Genomic DNA, 24,780 nt, shown 5'->3' on the forward strand with positions numbered 1-24,780 from the left:
ACCCCTCCGGGGCCGAACAAATGTCCGGTGGCGCTCGGCTCCTGCCTCGCGCTCGGGCTTCGGCTGCGCCAAAGTGGCCCTTCGCTCCTGCTTCGGGCTCACGCGGCACCTCCGTCCAACCTGCGTTGTGCGCGCTCCTGCTTCGTGCTCACACCGACTCCTTCGCCGAGGCGCGGCGCAGACGGTCCCGGACGGCCATCCAGGCCTCATCCTCGGGGGGCCGCTCCATGACCACGCACTCGAAGCCCGCATCGTCCAGCTCGTGGAGCAGCGCGAACAGCCGCGTGCCCACGGCCTCCGCATCGAGCGGAAGGAGAATGCCCCGGATGGAATCCGGCAGGGGCGGAAGCTGACCGAAGGCCACGTAGGCGGTCCGTGCGGAATTCGCAGGCAGGCCGCTGCCAGGCACCACCAGCTCGAGCCGCGCCCTGGGGGCGTAGTGGCGCTCGGCCATGCCGGGCGCGGCCTGGGTCTCCCCCAGCTTCACGGCGCCCTTCCACAGGTCCACGGCACCCAGGAGCGCAGCCAGCTCCGCGGGGGCGACGGGGCCCGGACGGAGGATGCGCGGCCGTGCCCCGCTCAGGTCGAGGATGGTGGACTCCAGGCCGGCCTCCGTGGGCCCGCCATCGAGGATCAGGTCCACCGCCTCGCCCAGGCTGGAGGCCACATGTTCGGCGAGGGTGGGCGACAGGTGCTGGCTGCGGTTGGCGCTGGGGGCCGCCAGGGGCCGGCCCACGGCCTTGATCAGCGCCTGGGCGACGGGATGGGCCGGACAGCGCAGGGCCACGGTGGGTCCCCCGGCGCGCACGATGGCGGGTACCTGCTCCGAGGCCGGCAGGACCAGGGTCAGGGGACCGGGCCAGAACCGCTCGGCCAGGGCCGTGGCTTCGACCGGCCAGCGCGAGGTGAGGGCCCTCGCAGACGCAAGGCCGTCCACGTGCAGGATCACGGGATTCGTCGCCGGCCGCCCCTTGGCGGCGTAGATGCGGGCCACGGCCTCGGGATCCAGACCGTCGGCGCCCAGCCCGTAGACCGTCTCCGTGGGGAAGGCCACGAGGCCGCCCGCACACAGCAAGGAGGCCGCTTCGCGGATGGCCGGATCGTCCGGCCCAGCGACCTGGAGGATGCGCGTCACGGGAGACCCCCAAGCACAGCTTCCACGGCAGCGCGATCGCTGTAGGGATGCTTGACGCCATGGATCTCCTGGTAGGGCTCGTGGCCCTTGCCGGCCAGCAGCAGCAGGTCGCCGGGACGGCAGTCCGCCAGGGCCTGGCGCACGGACTCGCGGCGATCAGCGTTGCGGTGGTAGCGGGTGGCATCGCCGCGGATGGCTTCGGGAATGCCCGGCGCGGCGTCGTCGAGGATGCGCTCGGGGTCCTCGGTGCGGGGGTTGTCGCTGGTGTGCCACAGCACGTCGGCGCCCGCGGCCACGGCCGCGGCCATGAGGGGACGCTTGGCGCGGTCGCGGTCGCCGCCGCAGCCGAAGAGCACGTGCAGGCGGGCGCCGGGCGGAAGCAGGCGCCGGCCCTCGGCCAGCAGCTTCTCCAGCGCATCCGGCGTGTGGGCGTAGTCCACCATCACGCCGAAGGGCTGGCCGCAGTCCACGCGCTCGATGCGCCCCGGGGCGCCGGTGACCTTGGGCACGGCGGGCACCAGGCGGTTGAGGTCGAAGCCCGCCTCCGCGCAGGCGGCCAGGGCCGCCAGCAGGTTGTAGGCGTTGAAGCGGCCCAGCAGGGGGCTCTCCACCACGAAGTCACCCTGGAGGCCCCGCAGGCGGAACCGCGTGCCCGTGGGGCCCAGCACCAGCTCCGTGGCCCGGTAGTCCGCCTCGTGGTCGATGGCGTAGCTCCAGCACCGGCCCCCTTCGAGCAGGCGGCGGCCATAGGAATCATCCGCGTTCACCAGGAACCGGCCGCTCTGGTCCCGCAGCCGCAGCTTGGCCTCGAAGTAGGCCTCCAGGGTGCCGTGGTAGTCGAGGTGGTCCTGGGTGAGGTTCGTGAAGAGCCCCACCTTGAACAGCGCGCCGTGGACCCGCCCCAGGCAGAGGGCGTGGCTGCTGACCTCCACGGCGGAGGCGGCGTCGCCTGCATCCACGCTGCGCCGCAGCCAGCGGTAGAAGGCGGGGCTTTCCGGCGTGGTGCGGACGGCCTCCTCCTCGAGGTCGCCGGCCGCGTTCAGCACGGTGCCGACCAGCCCGCAGCCGATGCCCGCGCCCCGCAGCAGCTGGCGGATGAGCGTGGTGGTGGTGGTCTTGCCGTTGGTGCCGGTGACGCCGATGAGGGCCAGGTGCTCGTCCGGCGTGCCATGCAGGCGCCGGGCCATCTCGGCCATGCGCAGCCTTGGATCCGCCAGGAAGGTGCAGGCCGCTACCTGCTCTGGCATATCCACGCCCGAGTTGGAAATGACTGCGACAGCACCTTGGGCCAGGGCCTGGGGCACAAAAGCGGCGCCATCGGCCTTCTCGCCCTGCAGGGCGAGGAAGGCCCAGCCGGGCTGGACTTCGCGGCTGTCGCTGGTGAGGTCCAGCACCTCGACGTCGGGCCCGGAGCGCCGGACGGCGATCCCATCGATGAGTGCGTCGAGCTTCATGGCATCCCCGCCTTGATCTTCACCACGGCGCCGGGCTCGAGGACGGCCCCCGGTTCGGGGCTCTGGCCCAGCACGCGGGTGGCCGTGGAACCGGGCGTGGTCTCCACCCGGGGGTTGCCGCCCACCAGCACCACGCGGTGGATGGCCGCCTTCAGGCTGAGCCCCTTCAGGTCGGGCACGCGACCCCGCTCGACATGCACGGCGGCCTCGTCCGTCTCGCTCACGGGCCAGTCGCGGAGCGACAGCTTCAGGTCGGCCTCGCGATCGGGATCGGGCGAAGTCTCGCGGAAGCGCAGGATGCCGTCGCCGATGCGCTTGAAGAGGGGCGCTGCCACGTCGCCGCCGGTGGTGTCGCCGGCCGGATCATCCAGCATCACCAGCACGCCGAACTGCGGCTTGTCCGCCGGGAAGAAGCCCATGAAGGAGGCGAAGTGGCGCTTGGGGTCGTACTTGCCGTCGATGAGCTTGCGGCTGGTGCCGGTCTTGCCGAAGGCCTCCACGCCGTTGTCGAGCTTGGCCCGCTTGCCCGTGCCCTGGGTCAGCACGCCCTTGAGCGTCTCCTTCATGAGGTTCGCGGTCTCCTCGCTGAGCACCTGGGCCCGCACCGTGGGCTTGACCTCCTTCATCAGCATGCCCTTGTCGTTGTAGATGCGCTGCACGAGGATGGGCTGCATGAGCTTGCCGCCATTGGCCAAGGCGCAGCCCGCCATGAGGATCTGCAGGGGCGTGGTGCTGAGCCCGTAGCCGTAGGAGAAGGTGTACTGGGTGGGCACGCTCCACCGGTCCGGCGCGATCATGCGGCCCTGGCTCTCGCCCGGGAAGTTGAGGCCCGTGGCATCGCCGAAGCCGAACTTCCGCAGGTACTGGTAGTGGACCGCGGGATCCAGGCGGATGCCCATCTTGGCGGCGCCGATGTTGGAGCTCTGCCAGAGGATCTCCTCGAAGGTGAGCACGCCATGGTGGTGAGTATCCGTGATCGGGGGCACCTTGGGGCTGTAGAGCCACCGCCCGCCCAGGCAGTCGATGCGCTCGCCCAGCCGGACCTTGCGCTCCTCCAGCGCGATGGCGGCGGTGAAGATCTTCATGGTGGAGCCAGGCTCGTAGACATCCTCGACGGGATGCACCTTGCGGGCCGCCTTCTGCCGCTCCAGTTCGCGCCGCAGCTCCTCACGCTCGCCAGCCGAGAGCTCCGACTCGCCGCGGTTCCGGAACTTCTTGGGCAGGATGTGGTTGGGGTCGAAAGTGGGCGTGCCGGCCATGGCCAGGATCTCGCCCGTCTGGGGGTCCACGACCACCGCGTAGGCCGTGCGCGGCCGCGAGATCCGCATGCCCTCCTCCAGCGCATCCTCGACGATGTGCTGGATGGAGGCATCGATGCTGAGCTGGAGGGAGGCCCCGTTCACGGGGATCTGGCTGTAGTTCTCCTGGAGGATGAGCAGCTTGCCGTGGGCATCCCGGGGGGCGATGAGCTCCCCCTTCAGGCCCGCCAACTCCTTGTCCTTGTTCTGCTCGATGCCCAGCTGCCCGACCCCGTCGATGTTCGTGAAGCCGATGATCTGGGCCGCGAGGCTGCCCCGCGGATAGAAGCGCCGGCTCTCGGGCTGGAACTCGATGCCGTCCAGCTCCAGGGCGCGGATCGCGGCCACCTTCAGGGGGGGGAGGTGCCGCTCCAGGTAGACGAAGGTCTTCTTCCGCAGGAGCTTGTCCAGCACCTGCCCCATGGTCTGCTCGAGGATGGGGGCGAGTTTCGCGGCCACCTCGGCTGCCGCCTTGCGGTCGGGATTGCCCCACTGGCGCTCGTCGCCCTTGCCCGGCTTGTACTCCGGATAGAACACGCGGGGATCGGCGAAGAGGCTCTCCACCTTGATCGAGATGGCCAGCGGCTCGCCGCGGCGGTCCCGCAGCTCGCCGCGGATGGGGGGCACGGGCACCACGGTCGTGTGCTGCTGCTCGGCCTTGGCCCGGTAGCGCTTGTGCTCCACCCCCTGCAGCCAGAGCAGGCGGAGGAGGATCAGCAGGCCCCAGAAGGCCATGCCGCCCATGATCCAGGGCATGCGGCGGCTCAGCAGGTCCTGGGGATCCTGCCGGCCCAGCAGGCGCCGGGAGGCATGGGGTTCAGTGGCGAAGCGGAGGGACACGGGGGATGACCTGGGAGGCGCTGGGCCCGGACGGGCCCAGCCTCTAGCCTACAGCCCCTCGGACGACACGGGTCGCAGCTTGGCGATGCGCTGATCCTCGGGCGTGAAGCCCCGCCGGATCAGATGGCCCTGCTTGCGGGGCTGGAGACCCGCCTTCTGGGCGTAGACCTGCACCTCCTCGTCCCGCTGGAAGCGGCTGCGCTCGAGCATCAGCTTGCGCTGCAGCTCCTCTTCCTTGTGGATGCGCTCCTTGAGGTCGCCCATGGCGTAGCTCAGGCGGGTGCTCTGGATCTTCAGGTAGGCGAGGGTGCCCAGGGGCATGGCCAGGGCCAGCACCAGCAGCAGCATGCGCAGGATGCCCTCGCTCTCCACCATGCGGGTGGGGGCGTTGGAGCTCGGAAGCGTTCCGGCAACCATGGGGACCTCGTTCAGGAAAGGCGTTCAGCCACCCGCAGGCGGGCGGAGCGGGAGGGGGGATTCTCGGCGGCTTCGGCCTCGCTGGGCGCGATGCCACCGGCATGGATGAGCTTGAGGAGCTTGGGGAGCTCGACCGGGGCGGTGCGGCCTGGGCCGTCGTAGATGCCGGCGAGGCGCCGCAGGGTCTGCTTGACGATGCGATCCTCCAGGCTGTGGAAGCTGATGACCGCCAGGCGGCCACCGGGCCGCAGATGCGAGATGGCGGCCTCGAGCGACGCGGCCAGGCGGTCCAGCTCGCCGTTCACGGCGATGCGGATGGCCTGGAAGGTGCGGGTGGCCGGGTCGCTGTGGCCCTTGCGCTTGGCCGGTTCGCGGGGGATCACGGTGTAGACGGCCCTGGCCAGGTCGTGGGTGGTGTCCAGGCGGCCTTCGTGGAGGGCCCGCAGGATGGCCCGGGCGATGGGGCGGCTGGCCCGCTCCTCGCCGTACTGGTAGATGGCGTCGGCCAGACTCTCGTCGGTCTGCTCGGCGATCCAGGCTCGGGCCGAGAGACCGTGCTCCTGGTCCATGCGCATGTCGAGGGGCCCCTCGTCCCGGAAGCTGAAGCCCCGGTCCGGGGTGCGCAGCTGCAGGGTGGAGACGCCGAGATCCGCCAGGATGGCGTCGAAGCCTTCGGGAGCCTGCGCGGCGCGCCAGGCCAGGAAGTGGGATTCCTCCCAGAGGTCCTCGTAGGCGCAGGCCAGGATGCTCAGGCGCCCGTCCGAACCCAGCCGCCGGGCGGCCAGAGCGCGGGCCTCGGCATCGCGATCCACGCCGAGGTAGCGCGTGTCGGCATCGGCCCGGGCCAGCAGGGCCTCGGCGTGGCCGCCCAGTCCCAGCGTGAGGTCGAGGATGCGGGCCGCGGGGGGCAGGATGAGGTTGTCCAGCACTTCCTGGAGGAGGACGGGGACATGGACGGGGGGCTGGATCGTCATCATCAGATCCCCAAGTCCGCGAGCTGGGCCAGGTCGTCGGCGCCCAGGGGCTCCGCCGCCAGACGGCGCTGGAAGCCGGCCTTGTTCCACAGGGCCAGGTGGTCCATCTGGCCCAGCACGGCGACTTCCCCGGTCAGCTGGGCGGCTTCGCGCAGGATGGGCGGGATGACGAAGCGGCCCTGGGCATCGGGCTCCACCTCGCTGCCGAAGTAGGCGGTGGTCTCCAGGAACTTGCGCTTGGCGGGGCTGGTGGAAGGCAGGGCGGCCAGACGGGCCTCGATGGCCTCCCAGACCGGCATGGGGTAGAGACGGGCCGACCGGCCGTCCAGGGAGGTCAGGTAGTGCCGCAGGGTGCCAGCCCCTTCAGGCAGGGCCTGGCCCCCCTCGCCCTGGGCGAAGGATTCCAGCTCGGCCTTGAAGGAGGAGGGGAGCTTCAGTCGGCCCTTCTCATCCACCGTGGCCGGTGAGTTTCCGCGCAATCGCAGCACCGGTATCGCCTTTCAACCAGTTGCCCAGGAGGGAGGTGTAAACTGGAGTGAGACCACTTTCATCCACTACAGCCCACTTTTCTCCACTGAGAACCACTTCGAAGTGTATAAACCCCAAAGAAGTCAACAAGAGGAAATAAAAGCGAAAATTGCAGATTCTCATTGAGATATGGCGGGATTCTCGACCTCGTGGCCTGGTTCTCACCCGCATGGCCAGCGTTATTGCAGAAGGGTTTCAGGCCGCTTTTCGCTTTTTTTGGTCCAGTCGCGAACTTTCCCCTCCAGGGTTTGGGAACGCCCTCGCCCTTCCGACACGGACCCAGCCCATGGCCGCCATGCATTCCGAACGATCCACGCCTCGGACGGACTGGTCCCGCGACGACCGAAGAAGTCGCCCGGGTGATCTTTGGGGATGCGTTCTTGGTGGGCCTATCCGCACCCAGTGTGGAAAACCTTCAGGGTTTCAGCACGAAGCCCTTGGAGGGATAAGCCCCCGGGCAGTGCCCTCCTTGCGAGGCGGCAAAAACACCTTGGTCAATAAAAATGCGCCGCTCTCAGCAGAAACCCTGGAGGTCGAACCGGGCAGACTGGGTCCACGCCATGGGAGAACAAATCTTCTGCCGTTCGACGAAATGCATGACCCGGTCTGCTGGATTCAAACTCCCCATCGATTTCAGTTAGAAGCTGGCCGTCAGGCTTGCCCCGAACCCCATGTCAGCGGTGTTCTCGTTGTGGGTGATGTTGTTGAGATAGCGGAAGGTGAAAACCACGTCCTTCCTGAGTTGCCAGTGGAAACCCAGGTCGTGCTGGAGACTGGGCCGGTCCAGCTTCTGATAGGGCTGTTTCGGGAGAAAGCCGCTCTGAAGGTAAAGCTGCAGGAAGGGTCGAATGTGCTGCCACCGACGGTACTCCCAGGTGCCGTGAGCCCCCCAGGCATCGCGGAGGCTCCCGAAGGCCATGGAGTTGTAGGCGGCTGAACCGCCGGGGCGACGGATGAAGCCGAAACCCCCGTAGAAGACATGTGAAGTCCGCGGCTGCCACCTTCCCGTGAGCCCAGCGGAGTGATCCCAGCCGGATCGGAAATCATCATAGTTCGTGGTCAGGGGCGGCTTGAGGGACACGTAGGCGGATAGCCCCCACGTTGGACCGCTTGAAATTTCGTGCTGCAGGCCGATGGTCGGATCCTGCGATTTCCGGCGGATGCGCTGGTCGCTGTAGAAGACCAAATGGCCATGGCTCATCACCATCAGCGCGATCTGGTCCCTCTTCACCAGATCCCGTCCGAACTGCTCGAACCCCAGGTTATGGAATCCTTCAATGACCCCATCCAGGAATCCGCCGTCATGGCTCTGGACGGGAAATTCGGCCCACACATCGGTCTTGTCGGTGAGTCCGAGCCGCACCCGAAGGGATGTGCGGGCAATTTCCTCGTCGAAAAAGAACAGGACTGGAATCGAGGCGTACTCATTGGCGTGCGCAAGCACGAATTCCCGAGTGATCGCAATCCTACCCTGAGCATCGCGAGGCGCCTGATCCTTCAAGATGTCCGAGAATTCGAAGGTGTTCGCCTGCATGTGATCCAGGGAGACCCGCCAACGCCCCCGTCCCAGGGGACTGGGGTCCACTGGCTGGTAGACCATCGGCAGCAGATAGAGAGGAAACATCTCTCTCGTCGGGAATGGGCCCATCTCCATCGGCTCCTGACCAAATAGGGGGAGCATGCCTCCCAGCATCAGGGCCAGCGTGAAGCCAATGGATTTCCTCCATCTGCCGGATGGCTTCTTACGCGGCCGCAGAGGCTCAGAGGGCGCTGAAGGCATCATGCGACACATGTGACGCGATTCCTTCCGCCATGTTTCGCCTCGTAAAGGGCCTGGTCAGCCCTTTCAATCAGCTCATCCAGGGACTCCGAGCCTGCCCTGGTGGCGGCGATTCCCATGCTGGCGGTCACGCGCAACACGGCGCCCTCCCCCTGAGCGGCGGCCAGACGGGAGCCCGCCAGGTTCAACCGGATCCGTTCTGCGGCCACCCCTGCGGCCTCCAGTTCCGTCTCGGGGAGACAGGCAATGAATTCTTCTCCCCCGAACCGGGCCAGGATATCGGAGGCACGAAGCTCATGGCGAAGCACGTCAGCCGCCAGACGGATCACCTGATCCCCAGTCCCATGCCCAAAGGTGTCGTTGATCCGTTTGAAATGATCGAGGTCCACCATCAGGATGCAGAGGGGATGCCCATTGCGGTCGGCGAGGCGCAGGTGCTCGGAAGCCGACATCATGAAATAGCGGCGATTGTTGAGTCCCGTCAAGGGATCCTGGATGGCCAGATCCTCGAGTTTCTTCCGCTGCACATGGTTTTCGTGCAGGTTCCGGGTCAGATTCCATTCCAGGAGAAACATCATCAGTGCCATGGGAATCATGGGGAAGAGAAACCGGGCAGGTGCCATGCCGGGCATGAGCCCGAGGACTTTCAATCCGATGGGCATCGCCATGAGCAGCCCGATGCTGGAGATGGTCACCGTCATGCCGAATGGCAGAGCCAGGATTCGCGCATAGGCGACCAGGTAAAGGAGCAGGACGATGGCTCCGGTGATGTCCCCGGACTGGCTGGCCCGCAGTTGCAAATCCATGGATGCCACGACTGAGGGGGTCAAAATCGCGACGATCCGGACCCATCTCCGTGGCAGTCCGACTCGAAGGGCCAGGGGAAACAGTCCCAGGATTCCCACCGAACAGAGCCCGATGAGAAAGGACGTCCTGACCATCTGCGGGCGGAGAAGGAGATCCTGGATGAAGATGAGGATGGGCCCGAGACAGGCGATGGCCAACGACAGGCGCAGACTGAGTTTCTCGTACTCCCTGAACCGGAAATCCGCGTAGGTGGCATGGAAAGGCGGCAGGGAATGAAGCGGGTGATGTTCCATCGTCCACCAGCCTGCTAGGAATGGTGTTGTATGGCTCAATTGATTGAGGGCTGAGACCAGTATCCGCCGTAGGAAGCGAAACACAATCACCATGGGAGCCCCTCGAGGGTTTTCGGCCCAGAAACGAGGGGACCAGCCAAGGATTTCCAGGTCACGGATTGATCCGTGTGCAGGAAGGAGCGGTGCTGGTCGACCCAGGCCTTCAATCGAGCCTGGAGTTCGACCTCCGCAGCCCCGCCGATGTCCCTGAATGCCTTCGCCGCAATCCTGCCAAAGCGGGCCACCAGATCCGGATCGAAATGGCGCCCCGCCTCCTGGTCCAGGATCGTCAGCACCTCCGGCAAGGGGATCGGAGGTTTGTAGGGGCGCGCAGAGGTAAGGGCGTCGAAGGCGTCCACGATGGCGAAAACCCTCGCTTCCAGTGGGATATTCCTACCCGAAAGCCCCCTCGGATAGCCCGCCCCGTCGAACCGCTCGTGATGGCACTCGATGACGTTCCGTGCCAGGTGAAGCCAGTTGGAGGATTCGATGATGGCCACGCCGCGTTCCACATGGCTGCACATCACCATCCGCTCCTCGGCGGTCAAGGGGCCGGGCTTGAGGAGGATCGCGTCATGAATTCCGATCTTGCCGACATCGTGGAGGAAGGCGCCCAGGATCAAGGCCCGCATGTCCAGCGCCGGATCTTCCACCTCCAGACCGAGCTGGATGGCGTAAAGGGTGACCCGGAAATTGTGGCTCCCGGTGCCCGAATCCCGCTGGGCGATGGCCGAGCCCAGAACCGACGCAAGTTCAAGGTTGGCACTGGCGAGATCCTCGGAGAACTTCCTGGCCCGCCGGTGGAGAGAAAGAAGCAGAGGGTATAGAACCGCACCGGTGGCAAGGGTGGACAGCAGGGCCGCGAGGCTGAGCCGCTGGATGTAGCCTTTCAGAAGCGCCACCGCATTCGGGTCGAGCAGATACACGGCGTCGAGGATGCCGGTCGGCCTTCCATGGGAATCGGCCAAGGGCTGCCGAACCTGGACCATGGGGCGCCCGTCCAGGACGAACCGGTGCATTCCAGCCCCACGATTTCGTTCGATCGGCATCAACTTGGCTCTCAGTTGCCTGGCGAAGGGAAGCATGGCTGGGGCGCAGGATTCCATGGCGAGGTCACCTTGGGGGCCATAGACACGAAGCAGCAGGCCGTTCTCCTTGAGGCTCCGGCTGGCGATCTCCTGCCACTGACCCAACGCTTCGGGAGGCGGGGGTTCGGATCCCTCGTGGAGAGCCGTCAGGCGGGCGACCTCGGCCCGAGCCAGCGATTCCGCCATCCGGTCCATCTTCACCATCTCAAGCAGGAGACCCGCAAGCCCGGTGAGCGCTGAGATCAGGATGCAGGCGAGTGCGATCCTGCGGATGAAGCTTCGATGGAAAGTATCCATATTCCCTTCGTTGGAGGGATGCTCAGGAGGTTTTTGGATCCCTGAGGTGTTGCGTTGCGGATAGGGCACCCCGCCCCGTCGAGGTTGTTTTCGGCACGCCAAAGTCACCGGGGTTCCCCTCATGGGACGCATGCAGAGGCAGATCAATGCAGAATGTGGCACCAAGGCCGTACGCACTCTCGATCCAGACCTTCCCTCCGTGGCGTTCCACCATCTGTCTGACGATCGAAAGCCCCAGTCCCGCACGGGACTCATCCGAGGTGGGCCTGGCGGACAGGACCTGAAACGGGGTGAAGGCCTTGGCCTTGTCCTCCGGTGTGAGGCCAGGCCCCTGGTCCTTCACCCGGATCGAGGCATAGAGCACCCCTGCCCGTTCGTGTGAGAGGAGCGTCAGCTGGACTTCCGAACCCGGGGGGGAAAACTTGATGGCGTTGTTCACCAGGTTGTCCACGGCCAGGCGCAGACATTCCTCGTCCACCTGGCCCCAGCATTCCCCTGCCCCCAGGTCTGGGAAACGAAGGCGGATGTTTTTGCTCAGGGCATATTCCCAGTTGGACTTGACCACGTGTCGCAGGAGGCTGGAGAGGCTGCACCTGGTCGGCTGGAACGGAAAACCCCGAATCTCCCCGGCGGCAGTTTCCATGAGGCTGTTGATGCTCTGCTGCATCCGCTTGCCGCCCTGCAGGATCCGATGCGCCAGTGCCGCGATTTCGGATTGAAGGGGTCTGCATTCAATGGCGATCCGTTCTGCCAAAAGGAGGATCCCCGTCAGCAGGTTCTTCAGGTCGTGGGCGGACATGGCCATGGCCCGGATCGTCACGCGTGGTCCGCAGTCCACCGTGTCCGGGCATTCATTCTGAGTGTCCATCGGGAATGTCGTGTTCATGATTCTCTGGGCCTGGGGTGAGCGCATGGCAACGAACGGCTACCTGCCTGGATGGAGGCCAAGGGCCGATGCTGGGCTTCTGTATCTGTTCCATCCGGGGCGGCCGGGAGGGTGACGGTCTTGCGACCGTCTCCCCTCCTGGCGTGATCCGGATTCCGGAACGAGGCCATGGGTCAGCCCGCGTTCCTCAGAGCAGTCCAGTTCAGAACCGGAAGATGAAGCTCGCACTGATGGCCGGCGCGTCCACGGTGGGCTTGCCGGTGTAGCCCCGGGGGGCGAAATCGGCCACCTCGGGCTTGTAGCGGCTCCAGGTGTAGCGCAGTTCGGTGCCGAAGTTCTTGGTGAACATCCAGCCGCCCTCCACCGAGCTGAAGACGGAGTTGGGGGTGTCGCTCGAGGAGTACCCGTGGCCGGTGAGCTCGAACTTGGCGGAGCCGAAGCCGAGCCCGGCGCCGAGGTAGGGGCCTTCGTTCACCTTCCCATGGAGGAAGTAGTTGTAGTCGGCTCCGATCTGGTACATCTGGACCTTGCGGTCCACCCCGGACTCCGACTTCTTGAAATAGGTGTAGTCGATCCGGGGCACGACGGCATGGCCGCCCTGGAAGCCGATGACCATGTGGGCGCCGATGCCCGCGCCGGGCTTGCCGTCCAGCCAGTCCTTGCTGGACAGGGGACCCGCCGGGAGGGCCGCGGAGACCTGGCCGCCGAAGCTGTACTCCTGAGCAGAGAGGGAGACGCCGCTGAACACCAGCGCCGACAGGCCGAGGGCCAGGTGGGAGACTTTACGCATGATTCACTCCTTGGTGAGAATCCATCCCCGATTGGGATGAGGGGTCAATTCCGATCGCTGGACCGGAAAGGGAAACGAAGCATTCCTGTCAGGCCGTGATGGTGATCGGCGGCCTAAGGCGCCGACCGGCCAGTGACCAGGCCTTTTCTGAGTTCCGGAAGCTCGAGGTCATGGCGATTCGAGCTCGAGGTATTCATCCGGGATGCCCAGGCCATTCAGGTTGAACTTGAGGAAATGGGTCACCAGGCGGGGCAAATCGTCCTCGTGGCAGGGCGGCTCATTCAACACCCGGGCGAGGATGTCCTGGTGGCAGAGGAAGAACAGCAGCTGTGCATGAATGCTCATCCCCATCCGCACCATCCCGTCATGGTCCAGGTCGGACCTGAGGACGCGAAGGCAGCGGTGCAGGTAATCGATGTGTGGCTGGACCGCTTCCAACAGGCTGCCCATGGATTCTTCCGGGGGGTAGATCATGGTCTTCGCGATCAGCACCAGGACAGCTCGTTCCAGCTCGGGATCCTTCTCGGGTGGGAGGCTGGAATGGAGGCGGAGACTCATCCGGATGAATTCATGAATGTAGGCACGAAGGGCGTTGACCGCTTGTCGAAGCACCGTGGATCTGCCGGCAAACGGCCCCACGGGCAGTGGCGGCATGGGCAGGGTCTTGGCAGTGTGCTTCGCCATGCGAGCGGCGAGATGGAGCGCGGCGGCATGCAGGCCGGCTTTCCCTCCGAAGTGGAACGAGATGAGGCTGCTGTTCACACCTGCGGCATCGGCGATTTCCCTGATCGAGGCCCCCTCGAATCCCTTCTCGGCAAAGGTCCGTATGGCTGCCTTGAGCAGCAGCATGCGGGAATTGGTGGTTGGCGAGGTCATTTCCTGCTCATCTCTGGGCATGGTCATGGGTTCACACCTCCACCGAGTAGCCGATCCAGCTCGGCACGAGTGAGATCGAGCCCCAGGCGTGCGGCCAGGAGATCGGCTTCAGCAGCCCTGGCCTCCGCATCCGCTTCCACTTTCCTGGAGGCTGGAACCAGTCCCGACTGATGCTGATTCCCGGTCAGTCGCGCCTTTTCGACGTTCATGGCACATGCCTCTTCGGCGGCCTCTGTCAGGAGGCGAGCTGTCTCCAATTTCCGGAGCAGCTTATCGAGGTCGATCTCAGTGCGGTTGCGGACCCGGTCATAGTTGCTTGAAGCCTGGCTCACGAGGGCGGCACGCTGATTGACCACACCGGATCGCCTGCCCCAATCGAGGATGTTCCAGGTCAGGGAAAGGCCATAGGAGGTGGAGTTGGCCTGGACGAAGGGGAGCCCATCCTGATGGGTCTGCCGGACGAACGCACCAACTTCAGGGATGTATTCGGATTTTCCGGCCTTGAGGGCGCTGCGGCTCTTGTCGACCGACGCCTGGGCAACGGCCAGATCTGGATTGGATTTCCGGACCTGCTCCAACATCGCTTCGCGCTCAGGAAGTGGCCGTGAATCGGGGGAAACCGGAGCCAGGTCCAGGGGCGTCTGAAGGGGGTCGCCCATCAGGTCGTTGAGTTCCGATGTGAGATCCGCGGCGGTGGCCTGGGCGGCCAGCAGCTTGTGGCGATTCTGGAGGAGCTTGGCCCGGCTCCCGGTCTGGAGCACCTTCAGGGCATTGCCTGCCTTGACCGCTTCCTTGGCATCCAGGTCCTGCTGTTCGGCTGCGGCCACGCCGGTCTGGGCAGCCTTGATCTGGGCCTGGGCAATGAGAAGACCGAAGTAAGCCTGGCGCGTCAGGTAGGCGATGTCGGTTTCCATCTTCCGCAACTCGGCCTTGGCTCCCCGCTCCTCCGCAGAGGCCACTTCGTTCCCGTGGCTGATCTTGAAGAGCTGGGTAAGAGGCTGGCTCAAGGTGATGTTCTGCACGAAGAGATGGGTCTTCCCCTGGCCCAGCTTGGCGTCCTGGCTCGGGAAGGGACCCATGCCGGGTACGTCACCCAATGATCCGGCCGGAATGGTCATGAACGGCTGGTCGTTGCGCTTCAACCAGGTGGCGTCCGTTGAAAGCTGAGGGAAATAGTCGGCTCGCGCCGTGCGTTTCTTCCCCAAGGCCTCTTCGACCTTGGCACGGGCGATGCGGACTCCCGCGCTATGGTCCAGGGCGCTGGCCACGGCGCTCTCGAGGGTCAGTCGCTTGGATTCCGGCGCCCCTGCACTAAGCGGGGAGGCCAGAGCCAGGGCCAGGAGGGCCATCGGGATGACTGAGGCCACGCCGCTTCCAGTGGGTGAATTCTCCTTGGGCCGGAACACGAGCACGTAGATGACGGGGACCACCAGGAGCGTGAAGAACATCGAGAAGATCAAGCCGATTGCCAGCACGCTGGCCAGGGGACTCCACATTTTCGAGCCCGAGAGGATCATGGGGGTGACGCCCACGGCGGCGGCCATGGTAGTGAGGAAGATGGGGCGAAGCCTTCGCTCGCCTGCCATGGTGGCGGCCTCTACAAGGGGAATCCCCTCGTGCAGCTTCTCCTTGATGTAGTCGATGAGGATGATGGCATTCCGGACCACGATGCCGCAGAGGCTGATCATGCCCATGAAGGCCGTGAAGCCGAAGGAATTGCGGGTGATGAGGAGGCCAAAGGCCACTCCAAACAGCGAAAGAGGAATGGAAGTCATGACGACCAGGGGTTCGGCCAGGTTACGGAACTGGATCATGAGGATGAGGAAGATGGCCACGAGGCTGATGCCGAGCGCACCCACCATCTCGGGCTGCGTCTCTTCCTGGTTGGCGAACTCGCCACCCAGTTCGAGGTGGTAGCCGGGAGGAAGGGCGATGGCCTTCACTTTCGGCAGGGCGTCCTTGAGGATGGCCGAGGCGTAGGTCTTCGGAGCCTGGAGGCAGCGGACGGTCAGGGTGCGCACACCGTTCCTGCGCACGAGGCGGCTGGTCTGCCACGCGGGAGTGAGATCGGCGATGGCCCGCAGGGGCACCTTCTCGTTGGAGATGGAAGAACCCACGTACGTGTTCCGCACATCATCGAAGCTGGCGCGGTGGGCGGGGTCGACCCTCAGGACGATGTTCACGGCCCGGTCCCCCTCCCAGAACGTGCTAACGGGCGCGCCGTCGAAGGCGCCGTTGAGGAGGTTCGACACGCCCATGTGGGTGATGCCCAGGCGGTTGGCCAGCTCCGTATTGAGGTCCACGTTGACCATGGGGGAGTCGTTCCGGTAGTCGGTGTGGAGGAACTGGGCCCGGGGGTCCTTCTGGAGGATGCCGCCGATCTGCTCGCCGATGGCTTTCAGCTTTGCCTCGTCATCCCCGGAGATCCGGAATTCGATGGGGGCTTCCATCACGGAGCCCTGCTGGAGTTCCTGCACCAGCACCATGGCCTCGGGCGTCAGACGCGCCAGGCGCGTTCGGAGTTCTGCCACGAGTGCCGTGGTGGCCTTCACGTCCACGGTGTTCACGATGAACTGGCCGTAGGCAGGATCGGGCTGCTGGGGGTTCACGTTGTAGTAGAAGCGGGGGGAGCCCTGTCCCACAAAGCCGGCGAGGTGGGTCACCCGCTTGTCGTGGAGGAGCTCGCTCTCGATGCGCTTCATGGTGGCGTCCGTGGCCTCGATGCGGGTCCCCTGGGGCATCCAGAGGTCGACGACGAACTGGTTGCGCTCGGCGTTGGGGAAGAACTCCTCGGGGACGAACCGGAACAGGAAGGCGCCCAGGACGATCCCCGCCACACCCAGCCCGACTGCCAGCATGGGTTTGGCCATGAAGTAGGTGATGGCCTTGCCGTAGGCGACCTGGAGGAGGTCCAGGGCGTTGAACTTCTTCGCGTGCTCCGTGGGTTCCGCATCGTGGTCGTGCAGGCCCTGGTGGATGAAGGTCCGGCAGAGCAGCGGGGTTACGAAGATCGCCACAAGGAAGGAGACGGTGAGGGACACTGCCACGGTGATGGGCAGGGCCAGGATGAACTCGCCGGAACTGCCGGTGAGAATGACCAGCGGCAGGAAGGAGGCGATGATCGTGAGGGTCGCGGTCAGCACCGGCACGAGCACCTCCGTGGCGGACCGCCAAGCGGCTTCGGCCCGCGGAACCTTGTGGTCCAGCAGCTCCACGTAGTTGTCGGCGATGACGATGGCGTCGTCCACGACGATGCCGAGCACCACGATCAGGGCCGCGATGGAGACCTGGTGGAGCTGGATCCCGACGGCATTCATGACCGCGATGGTCGTCAGCATGGTCGTCGGGATGGCCAGGGCGGCGATGAGCGAGACCCGGAAGGGCAGCAGGAGGACCGTCACGACGATGACGCAGCCGATGGCGATGAGGAACTCACGGCCCATGTGGGACATCCGCTCTTGCACAACCTCCGGCTGATTGCAGATGTAATCCAGGTGGAGATCAGGCGGGAGGAGGGGCTTGACGCGCTGGTTGAGCACCTCGGTGACCTTCTCACCCATCTCGACCATGTTGCGCCCCTTTTGCATCTCCACGGAGATCATGAGGGCGGGCTTGCCGTCGTAGCGCACCATGAATTCCGGATCCTGGTAACGCCGCTCCACATTGGCGAAGTCGCCGATGTAGCTGGGCTGCCCGGTCGGGGACTGGCCGACCATCATCTTCTTGATCTGGTCTTCCGTGTTGAACAATCCGGTCGTGTGGAGGGGGATCTTGCCGTTGTCCGTGCGGGCGCTGCCGGTGGCCTGGACTTCGTTCCTCTGGTTCAGCGCTCCCGCGATCTGCCGCGGATCCGTGAAGTACTGACTCATGCGCTCGAGGCTGCTGGTCACCCAGATCTGTTCGTTCTGTCGGCCGTAGACCGCGATCTTCCCGACTTCGGGCACGCTGCGCAGGGCATCCTGGATGGTGTCCACGTAATCGCGGAGCTCCCGGTAGCCATAACGCTCCCCGCTCACGGAGATGAGCATGGCCACGGTGTCGCCGAAATCCGAATCCACCACGGGTCCCATCACCTCGCGCGGCAGCTCCTGGGCCCTCACCAGGTTCATCTCGTGGCGCAGCTTGGCCCAGAAGACATCAGGATTCTTGACGTTCTTCTCCAGCTCCACGTTGATGATCGCGATGCCGGGGCGGCTGGTCGAGTAGGTCTTCTCCTTGCGCACCTCCTGAAACTTGAAGATGTGGGATTCGAGGGTCTTGGTGACCTGCTTCTCCACCTGTTCCGAGGTGGCCCCGGGATACATGGCGGCGACGATGCCGGTCCGGATGGTGATGGTGGGATCCTCAGTGCGAGGCATACCCATCAGGGCGTGGATGCCCAGCGCCACGGCCATGATGACGAGAATGGACGTGATGGTCGGGTAACGCAGGAAAGCTTTGATGGCTGTCTTCATGGCTACTTGCTCCCCTGGACGGCTTCTGCGCCCATGCCGTTACGCAGCGAGTTCTGTCCGGCCACCACGATGGACTCGTTCCCGGCGAGGCCGGAGCGCACCTGGATGCTGCGCCCGTACACGGCGCCCACTTCCACGCGCTTGGAGTAGACCCGTTGCTGGTCGGGGAAGTAATGGAACACCTGGGTGGCGCCCTGCGGGTCGCGCACGATGGCTTCGGATGGAAGGGTGAGCATGTCCAGGTGCTGCGCCCCGGTGATGGAGACCTCGGCGACCATGCCGATCTTGAGCTCGCGTTGAGGATTGGGGACGCTGACCCGGGCCATGTAGGTGCGCGTCGCCGGGTCGGCCGAGACGTTCACCACCCGCACGGTGCCCTGGAAGGAACGGCCAGGCAGCGCGGGGATCGTGATCGAGGCGGACTGCCCCACCTTCACAAGCCTCACATCGGTCTCAGGAATTCCGACGTTCACCTCGATGGGGTCCAGCTGCGCGATTTCGAAGACGGGCTGACCCGCGCCCACCATGACGCCAGGCTCCAGCATCCGCCGCGCGATGAAGCCATTGATGGGCGCGACAAGACGGGCCTCGGCCAGGTTCTTGCGAGCCACGCCTTCCCCGGCGATCGCCTGCTGAAGCTGCTGGCGGGAGGCATCCCGGGCGGCGGTGAATTTCGCGAAATCGTTGGGCGCCAGGCTCTGGCTGTCGAACAGCTGCCTCATGCGGCGGAATTCCTGTTCGGCCTGGTCTGCGCCTGCTTTAGCGGCCGCCACCTGGGCACGGGCGGCTTCCAGGGCATGGGTGAGGTTTTCGGAATCCAGGGTGGCGAGGGTCTGTCCCTTCCTCACCGGCTCGCCTTCCCGCAGAAGGACCTGGATCGCCCGACCCGGTACCTGGAAAGCCACCATGGAAGATCCACCCTGGGGCATCAGGGTGCCGCTCACGCCGATGCGTTCGAGTTCCTGGACCCGGGTGGGCTGGGCCACCACGATGTTGGCCTTGGCGGATTCGGCGGCTTCCCGATGGGTTCCGCAGGCCAGGATCAGGCAGAGGGGAGAAAGGATGAGAAGGTTGCGTTGCATGGATACTCCTGAATTTGGAAAAGGGTCAATCTTTGGAAAGGGATTCGACTTCTTCAATGACGGCTTCGATGAATGGGGTCGGGCCCTGCAGCGAGCACCCGGTTCGGCGCATGGCCGCGAGCATGGCCTTGCCGTGGGCGTCCACGAAGGAGACCTCGGACAAGTCCACGAGCACTCCCCAGTGGCCGGGGATTCGGGGGGAAACGTCCATCCAAACCCTGAAGAGTTCGTCCACCCACGGATGAATGAGCTTTCCCTCCAGGCGCAGCCGCACCGCCTCCGGTTCGTTTTCAACATGGATTCTCAGCACACGGGACCTCCATTCCTGGAGTCCTTAGGGCACACCCGATGCCAATTTGACGAATCCTTTTAAGTTCTATTATTTGTGCGCTTTCAACATTGTCCTCTCTCTCGACAGGACGACGACCTCGTCACATCGAGACGACATGGAGTCTCGCGACTTTATTTCGTCACATGGCTCGGCCGAGGTTCAGCCGCTTCGTCTTGGCGTGAAAAGTCGTGCGATGCAGGCCCTGTGAGCAGCAGCGCCATCGGCTCCACCCACCTCGCCGACACTCGCATTCAGGGCCGCCTGGATGCGCTGGCTTTTCACATTCCCGAGCAACCTGCAGATGCCCTCTTTGGCGGCGGCCCTTCCGTCAGAACTGGAAGGGATGCCCCACCATCATCTGCACTGCGGTCTGCTCCGGGGAATGGACGAAATCGACCCGCGCGATCAGGCCCTTGACCTGGAACCGCACACCCAGCCCGACATCCCATTTGAGGGCGCTGGACCACTGCACAAACTGCCAGGAAGGGGCGACCCGGCCCGCCTCGACGAAGGCCACAAACTGGACCCATTGAACGCCGATCCGGCGCTGGATCCAAGGCAGGTGCTCGAAGGGATTCCAGGCTGGAATGACGCGGTACTCTGCTGCCGCGCAGGCGGCGGCCTTGTCGCTGAAGCGCTCGGCGGGATAACCGCGCAGGCGCCACAAACCACCCAGGGTGGCACCTGCGTAGCCCGGGGGGCCATGGCGAACGGTGCCGTCCGGATTGGTTTCCCAGGTGGGCGAATAGGCCGTCCAGACATCCAGGGCCAGCACCTGTTGGCGGATCACTGCAGACTGGGCGAGGGGGTGGTACCAGTCAGCCTCCCCTTCCACCACGGTCCAGGAGCCAGAACTGCCGACCGCGCCCCAATCACGTGAGACCCGGACGCGCATCGATCCGCCCCGGGTCGGGTTGTCCGGGTAGTCCCGGTTGTCCCAGAAGATCGATCCATCCAGGCCGCTGGTCCGGCGCGTGGAGTGGATGTCGGCCTCAGAGCTGGCCACCCGCAGGGAACGGTAGAACGGCTGCAGTTCCAGGAAGGTCTTCCCGCTCTCCAGGGGATTCCATGAATCCCCGCCGCTGGCTCCGGAGACCGGCAGGCCGTCCACGAACTGGTACCGACTGACGGTCTGGTCCCGGCCGTGCCCGAGGGGAAGCAGGTACTTGAACCGCAGCCGCGTGAAGGTGTCCTGGCCGCTGCCGGTGAGGTAGTTGTCCGAATGGGAATCGTTGCTGCCGGGGCGTTCGTTCGGGTAGGCCGGGTTTCCCCCCACGTAGGCGCGGTTGTCGGCGAAAGAGCCCAGTGAGACCCAGGGATCCAGGAACAGGCGCTCCGTGCCAGGCATCCGGATGTCACGGCCCATGAAAAAGCCCATCACCGACCCCTTGCTGCCGGCCATGACCGTGGCCAGCACCCGCGCCTGCGGCTGGGGATAGCCAAACCGGAAGGTGCTGTAGCCTGCGGCCGCGCCAAAGAATTCGCTGTAGAAGGCGAAGGGCACGCTCACCGCCTGGTCAGTTTCGGCCGTCGCTGGGACCATCTGTGGTTCCTCGGCAGGCCCCGCGAAGGCGCAGGTGCAGAGCGCGCCTAGGAGCAGGGAGTGCAATGGCCGAATGAGCATATGAAGGCGTCCGTGTCCAGGCGGGGGATGGCTCGGTATCAATGCTTCGACATGGAGTCGGATGAGGTGTGGTCGACCCCGATATGAGGTGGCACGAGATCGAGGAGCCCCGCCAACGTGGGTTCATTCGCCACTCCCTGGATCGGATCGATCTGGTATGGAATTTCGGCACGCCCGGACCAAAGCTTCCGCGAGGTGGGTCGATCAAACATCTCCATGATCGTGATCCGAGAGCGGGGGGTTGGCTCCTCGGTGAAGGTGGTGAGGACGATTCGCACATCCGCTTCCTGATGCGGGGCCTGCTGGTAGCCCTTCTCCATGAGCCGGTCGGACACCAGTGACTTCAACTCGTCGAAGGGGATGGGACGCATGTTCCAGATGTAGAGCGCGGGATCTGGCTGACCGTCGATGCTGAAAGTCCTCGAAGAGGTGAGGCGGTCCTTCTCGAGAGCGGTTCCCGTGAAATCAGGTCCCCGGCAGGACAGCAGGGCCTCGAGCAGGAGCAGCGCCAATAGAAATGCCACAAACCGGAGCATGATCCGCCCAACTGGGTGTCGAGGCACATTCGCCAGCTGTACGGCATCTTGGTGATTCTCAATGTGGATTCGCAGCACCCAGGTTCTCCAGTCAGGGAGTCCCTGGGCACACCTGATGCCACATTTTCATTCACCACTTAAGCTGTTGTTTTATTTTGCCTTAGCCGTGATGTCCCCTGCCAAAGCCAATGACGACACGGCCTCAGCGAGACGAAATGAAGTCTGGCGACTTCATTTCGTCACTTCTCCCGGTCTAGCCCGAGTCGCTTCATCTTGGAGTGCAGGGTCGTGCGTTTCAGGCCAAGGCGCGCCGCAGCACCGTCGGGTCCGCCCACCGCGCCACCACTTGCCTTCAGGGCCTCCAGAATGCCCTGGCGTTCAAGGTCCTCGAAGGTCTGGGCGGTGGTCATCGGAGACGATTCCGCCGGAAGGACCATCTCACTCATGGGTACGTGTAGATCCGGGCCTGGGCTGAGGATCACGGATCGTTCCACCAGGTTCTGCAACTCCCGGATGTTGCCAGGCCAAGGCCAGCGGACCAGGAATTCCATGGTCTCCCCCGGGATGCGCTCGATGCGCCTGTCCATGGCCCTGGCGAATTTCTGGGTGAAATAGCGGACCAGGTTGGGGATGTCCTCCTTGCGGTCACGCAGGGGTGGAACCCGGACGGGGAACACGTTCAGGCGGTAGAACAGGTCCCGCCGGAAGCCCCCGCTCTCGACCATCTGGGCCAGATCCTGGTGGGTGGCGGCGATGAGCCGCACATCGACGTGGAGGGTCCGAGTGCTGCCCAGGCGCTCGAACTCGCGCTCCTGAAGGGCGCGCAGAAGCTTCGGCTGGAGTTCCAGGGGCAGGTCACCGATCTCGTCCAGGAAGAGGGAGCCCAGGTGGGCCAGCTCGAACCGGCCCACCTTGCGGGCGATGGCCCCGGTGAAGGCTCCCCGCTCGTGGCCGAACAGTTCGCTCTCCACCAGGCCCAAGGGGATGGCCGAGCAATTGAGCTTCACGAAGGTGCGCCCCTTCCGCCGGCTGCGCTCATGGATGGCTCGGGCCAGCAGTTCCTTGCCTGTGCCCGTCTCCCCGAGCAGGAGTACCGTGGCATCTGAAGGAGCCACCGTCTCGATCTGCTGCAGAACTTTCCTGAACGAGGCACTGGCGCCGACCATCTCCTGAGTCGCGAAGTCCTGGGCAACCTCCGCCTCCAGGTACAGCTTCTCTTCGACAAGCTTGTCCCGGGAATGCCGGATGTCCTGGAAGGTCATGGCATTGTCCAGAGCGAGGGCGATCTGACCCGCAACGAGTTCCAGCAGCCGCAGGGTGGGGCCCTGGAACGCGTTCTCTCGTTGGCTCCCCAGGCTCATCACTCCGAGCGCCCTGCCTTTGGAATGCAATGGAATGGAGCACATGGATTGGATGCGCTCCTGCTTGGCCACCCGGACGATTTCGGGTTGAGGGAGGGCGGCAATCTGCTCCGGCCCGAAGATGACGATCTGTTTCCCTTCCTTGTCACTGAGAATCCGTTCAAGGGATTCAGGAATCTGGTCCCCGATCCTGTACTGCCCTCTGGACCCCGGGAAATCCACGAACCGAAGGCACTCCATGGCGCCACTCGGTTCCGTGGTGCTGAGGCTCATGAACTGGTGGTGGGTGCGCTCCCAGATGGCCGTGGAGATGGCCATGAAGAGCTGCTCCGGATCCAGGTTGTTCAACAGCAATTGGTTGATGTGCAACACCAGGTTCTGCTCGTCGCGTTCCTGCGTCAGCTCGTCCAATCGGCGACGGAGCTCCTGGAGCACCATCAGTCTGCGCGATGTGGCTCGCCCCCCGCGATTGCCAGCGGGTCTCTCTCCTCCCGCATTCTGGCGCGGGCGTCGCCCCTGGCGGGAGGCGGGTGGCACGTGATCGTCTTGCATGGGACATCCTTCTCCGGGGTTATATCACCGAGGATGGATCGAGATCCAGAAACCCCTTGTGTCGACCCGCCTCGCCACCGAGCCAGAAGGGGGTCGCTGCTGCAAGCCTACAGCCACACCGCAGGGAACGGGACCGATGCGCCGGGTCGGGGTGGGCGTCGGAACAGCCCTCCGAGACATGCTGTCGACCCGTGACGAAATAGAGTCGTCGCGACGAAATCCAGCCTCCAAATCGCTTACCAGTCGACGGCACGCAACCCACTTATGCCGGTTAAGCGTTGTTTTATTGATTGTTATAAATTCAATCCTGGCTTGGCATCCGACCTGCTCTTACGGCACCGACTCGATTTGGAGGTGAGGTGTGGGGCAGAGATGCGAGGGAAGCCTGACGAACCGCGGGGGGAGCCTCTGGCCGCGAATTCAGGAGTGGGATGCGACTGCTGGGTTGCGGGTTCTGCCGCTGACCTGGGCAAGGACTGGACATGCCCCGGATCGAGAATCCCCATGCGAATGATTCCAGCGGCCATGGTCGCGACTTTTCTCTCGGCGGCCAGCCTCCTGGCGGCTGATCTCACCCTCACCCAGACCAGCACAGGCCCCGGCCATGGGGGGGAGCAGACCCAGCTCTGGTCAGCCCGGTTCATGCGGATCAACCAGCCGGGCAGCCAAGCTGATTTTCTGGTCGATTTCACTCAGGGAGTCTCCTACACCATCGACCACCACAAGAAGCTCATCCAGAAGATGAGCTGGGATGACCTCGAAATCGCGGCAGAAGCCTCCATGGAGAAGCTGAGGAAGCTGCCGCCTCTGGTCCTGACGCTGATGGGTGTCAACGATGTCACCGTGACTGTGGAGGAGCGAGGTTCCGAAATCTTCCTCGGGCGCGAGTGCCGCAGGTGGAGGATCACCATGGGTCCCATGGTCATCGAGAGCAGCAACGACCCCTCGGTCGATCCCCCGGTGCCCGCGATCCCCTATCAGCGCTTCCTCAGGCTTCATACCGCCCTCGGCCAACTGCCATCCAATGCTGCCTTGGCGCGCAAAGCTGGTGAGGAACTGTCCAAGGTACAGGGCATCGCCTTGAATTACCGCATCGCGCTCCCCCTCGCGGGACAGCTGACGATGACCACCACTCGCCTTGAGGAAGGGCCCATTCCTCCCTCGGCCTTCGACCTGCCCGTGGACTACCAAGTGGAGGACACCGGCAAGAAGCTGCGGGAGAACCTAGTCGCGATCGGTCCTTCAGGGTCTGGCCGTCCTGTGGCGGAAAGGCAGGTCCGGTCATGTTCAGGGATCTGAGGACCGTCGTCAGCCCGTGGCGTCGGTGGGTCGCTCTCG

At 64.7% G+C, this 24,780-nt stretch carries 19 protein-coding genes; 1 reads left to right on the top strand and 18 read right to left on the bottom strand.

Annotation, left to right across the window (positions count from 1 at the left end; all coding sequences use genetic code 11):
• Positions 1-148 precede the first annotated feature (148 nt).
• From QOZ81_RS10115 to QOZ81_RS10200, 18 genes are all read right to left on the bottom strand, one after another.
• Positions 149-1,135: an L-threonylcarbamoyladenylate synthase gene (locus QOZ81_RS10115; RefSeq protein WP_291207331.1), complete on the bottom strand. Its 987-nt coding sequence runs from the start codon at positions 1,133-1,135 to the stop codon at positions 149-151.
• Entirely contained in the window at positions 1,132-2,589 is a 1,458-nt protein-coding gene (locus QOZ81_RS10120; RefSeq protein WP_291207328.1) for a UDP-N-acetylmuramoyl-L-alanyl-D-glutamate--2,6-diaminopimelate ligase, read from the bottom strand. The genes QOZ81_RS10115 and QOZ81_RS10120 overlap by 4 nt, the downstream gene beginning before the upstream one ends.
• Entirely contained in the window at positions 2,586-4,727 is a 2,142-nt protein-coding gene (locus tag QOZ81_RS10125; protein WP_291207325.1) for a penicillin-binding transpeptidase domain-containing protein, read from the bottom strand. The genes QOZ81_RS10120 and QOZ81_RS10125 overlap by 4 nt, the downstream gene beginning before the upstream one ends.
• Before the next feature lie 48 nt (positions 4,728-4,775).
• Entirely contained in the window at positions 4,776-5,144 is a 369-nt protein-coding gene (locus QOZ81_RS10130; RefSeq protein ID WP_291207322.1) for a hypothetical protein, read from the bottom strand.
• An 11-nt stretch (positions 5,145-5,155) separates the two neighbouring features.
• Positions 5,156-6,118, bottom strand: a complete 963-nt coding sequence (rsmH, locus tag QOZ81_RS10135) for a 16S rRNA (cytosine(1402)-N(4))-methyltransferase RsmH (RefSeq protein WP_291207319.1) — start codon at positions 6,116-6,118, stop codon at positions 5,156-5,158.
• 2 nt (positions 6,119-6,120) lie between these two features.
• Positions 6,121-6,597, bottom strand: a complete 477-nt coding sequence (locus QOZ81_RS10140) for a division/cell wall cluster transcriptional repressor MraZ (protein ID WP_291207316.1) — start codon at positions 6,595-6,597, stop codon at positions 6,121-6,123.
• Positions 6,598-7,283: 686 nt separating this feature from the next.
• Positions 7,284-8,180 carry a DUF3187 family protein gene (locus QOZ81_RS10145; protein ID WP_291207312.1) on the bottom strand — a complete coding sequence of 299 codons (897 nt, stop codon included), beginning with the start codon at positions 8,178-8,180 and terminating at the stop codon, positions 7,284-7,286.
• Between the two features lie 245 nt (positions 8,181-8,425).
• A complete protein-coding gene (locus QOZ81_RS10150) occupies positions 8,426-9,619 on the bottom strand; it encodes a GGDEF domain-containing protein (RefSeq protein ID WP_291207308.1) in 1,194 nt (397 codons plus the stop codon).
• Positions 9,613-11,058, bottom strand: a complete 1,446-nt coding sequence (locus tag QOZ81_RS10155) for an HD-GYP domain-containing protein (RefSeq protein WP_291207303.1) — start codon at positions 11,056-11,058, stop codon at positions 9,613-9,615. The genes QOZ81_RS10150 and QOZ81_RS10155 overlap by 7 nt, the downstream gene beginning before the upstream one ends.
• Positions 10,973-11,836, bottom strand: coding sequence for a sensor histidine kinase (locus tag QOZ81_RS10160; RefSeq protein ID WP_291207302.1), 864 nt, complete (start codon positions 11,834-11,836; stop codon positions 10,973-10,975). The genes QOZ81_RS10155 and QOZ81_RS10160 overlap by 86 nt, the downstream gene beginning before the upstream one ends.
• Positions 11,837-12,038: 202 nt before the next feature.
• On the bottom strand, positions 12,039-12,626 hold the full coding sequence (locus tag QOZ81_RS10165; protein WP_291207244.1) for an outer membrane beta-barrel protein: 588 nt from the start codon (positions 12,624-12,626) through the stop codon (positions 12,039-12,041).
• Between the two features lie 168 nt (positions 12,627-12,794).
• The gene (locus QOZ81_RS10170) at positions 12,795-13,475 is read right to left on the bottom strand and encodes a helix-turn-helix domain-containing protein (RefSeq protein WP_291207240.1); all 681 of its coding nucleotides are present in this window, start codon (positions 13,473-13,475) and stop codon (positions 12,795-12,797) included.
• Between the two features lie 50 nt (positions 13,476-13,525).
• The gene (locus QOZ81_RS10175) at positions 13,526-17,956 is read right to left on the bottom strand and encodes an efflux RND transporter permease subunit (protein ID WP_291207237.1); all 4,431 of its coding nucleotides are present in this window, start codon (positions 17,954-17,956) and stop codon (positions 13,526-13,528) included.
• A gap of 2 nt (positions 17,957-17,958) precedes the next feature.
• Positions 17,959-19,038, bottom strand: a complete 1,080-nt coding sequence (locus QOZ81_RS10180) for an efflux RND transporter periplasmic adaptor subunit (protein ID WP_291207235.1) — start codon at positions 19,036-19,038, stop codon at positions 17,959-17,961.
• A 25-nt stretch (positions 19,039-19,063) separates the two neighbouring features.
• On the bottom strand, positions 19,064-19,348 hold the full coding sequence (locus QOZ81_RS10185; protein WP_291207232.1) for a hypothetical protein: 285 nt from the start codon (positions 19,346-19,348) through the stop codon (positions 19,064-19,066).
• A gap of 349 nt (positions 19,349-19,697) precedes the next feature.
• Entirely contained in the window at positions 19,698-20,912 is a 1,215-nt protein-coding gene (locus tag QOZ81_RS10190) for a BamA/TamA family outer membrane protein (RefSeq protein WP_291207229.1), read from the bottom strand.
• A gap of 119 nt (positions 20,913-21,031) precedes the next feature.
• On the bottom strand, positions 21,032-21,607 hold the full coding sequence (locus QOZ81_RS10195) for a DUF4136 domain-containing protein (protein ID WP_291207226.1): 576 nt from the start codon (positions 21,605-21,607) through the stop codon (positions 21,032-21,034).
• Positions 21,608-21,768: 161 nt separating this feature from the next.
• Positions 21,769-23,301: a sigma 54-interacting transcriptional regulator gene (locus tag QOZ81_RS10200; protein WP_291207223.1), complete on the bottom strand. Its 1,533-nt coding sequence runs from the start codon at positions 23,299-23,301 to the stop codon at positions 21,769-21,771.
• Positions 23,302-24,084: 783 nt separating this feature from the next.
• On the opposite strand from QOZ81_RS10200, the gene QOZ81_RS10205 reads away from it, so the two are divergent.
• On the top strand, positions 24,085-24,741 hold the full coding sequence (locus QOZ81_RS10205) for a hypothetical protein (protein ID WP_291207220.1): 657 nt from the start codon (positions 24,085-24,087) through the stop codon (positions 24,739-24,741).
• The last annotated feature ends 39 nt before the right edge of the window (positions 24,742-24,780 follow it).

Origin of the sequence: Geothrix sp., from assembly GCF_030219325.1 — a bacterium.
In the GTDB taxonomy this organism is placed as follows: Bacteria; Acidobacteriota; Holophagae; order Holophagales; family Holophagaceae; genus Geothrix.

Bases quoted from the DNA above. Each gene is read 5' to 3' on its own strand.
- QOZ81_RS10120 (WP_291207328.1), bottom strand. From the start codon at position 2,589: ATGAAGCTCGACGCACTCATCGATGGGATCGCCGTCCGGCGCTCCGGG.
- QOZ81_RS10130 (WP_291207322.1), bottom strand. From the start codon at position 5,144: ATGGTTGCCGGAACGCTTCCGAGCTCCAACGCCCCCACCCGCATGGTG.
- rsmH (WP_291207319.1), bottom strand. From the start codon at position 6,118: ATGACGATCCAGCCCCCCGTCCATGTCCCCGTCCTCCTCCAGGAAGTG.
- QOZ81_RS10145 (WP_291207312.1), bottom strand. From the start codon at position 8,180: ATGCAGGCGAACACCTTCGAATTCTCGGACATCTTGAAGGATCAGGCG.
- QOZ81_RS10150 (WP_291207308.1), bottom strand. From the start codon at position 9,619: ATGGTGATTGTGTTTCGCTTCCTACGGCGGATACTGGTCTCAGCCCTC.
- QOZ81_RS10160 (WP_291207302.1), bottom strand. From the start codon at position 11,836: ATGAACACGACATTCCCGATGGACACTCAGAATGAATGCCCGGACACG.
- QOZ81_RS10165 (WP_291207244.1), bottom strand. From the start codon at position 12,626: ATGCGTAAAGTCTCCCACCTGGCCCTCGGCCTGTCGGCGCTGGTGTTC.
- QOZ81_RS10170 (WP_291207240.1), bottom strand. From the start codon at position 13,475: ATGCTGCTGCTCAAGGCAGCCATACGGACCTTTGCCGAGAAGGGATTC.
- QOZ81_RS10175 (WP_291207237.1), bottom strand. From the start codon at position 17,956: ATGAAGACAGCCATCAAAGCTTTCCTGCGTTACCCGACCATCACGTCC.
- QOZ81_RS10180 (WP_291207235.1), bottom strand. From the start codon at position 19,038: ATGCAACGCAACCTTCTCATCCTTTCTCCCCTCTGCCTGATCCTGGCC.
- QOZ81_RS10190 (WP_291207229.1), bottom strand. From the start codon at position 20,912: ATGGTCCCAGCGACGGCCGAAACTGACCAGGCGGTGAGCGTGCCCTTC.
- QOZ81_RS10205 (WP_291207220.1), top strand. From the start codon at position 24,085: ATGCGGATCAACCAGCCGGGCAGCCAAGCTGATTTTCTGGTCGATTTC.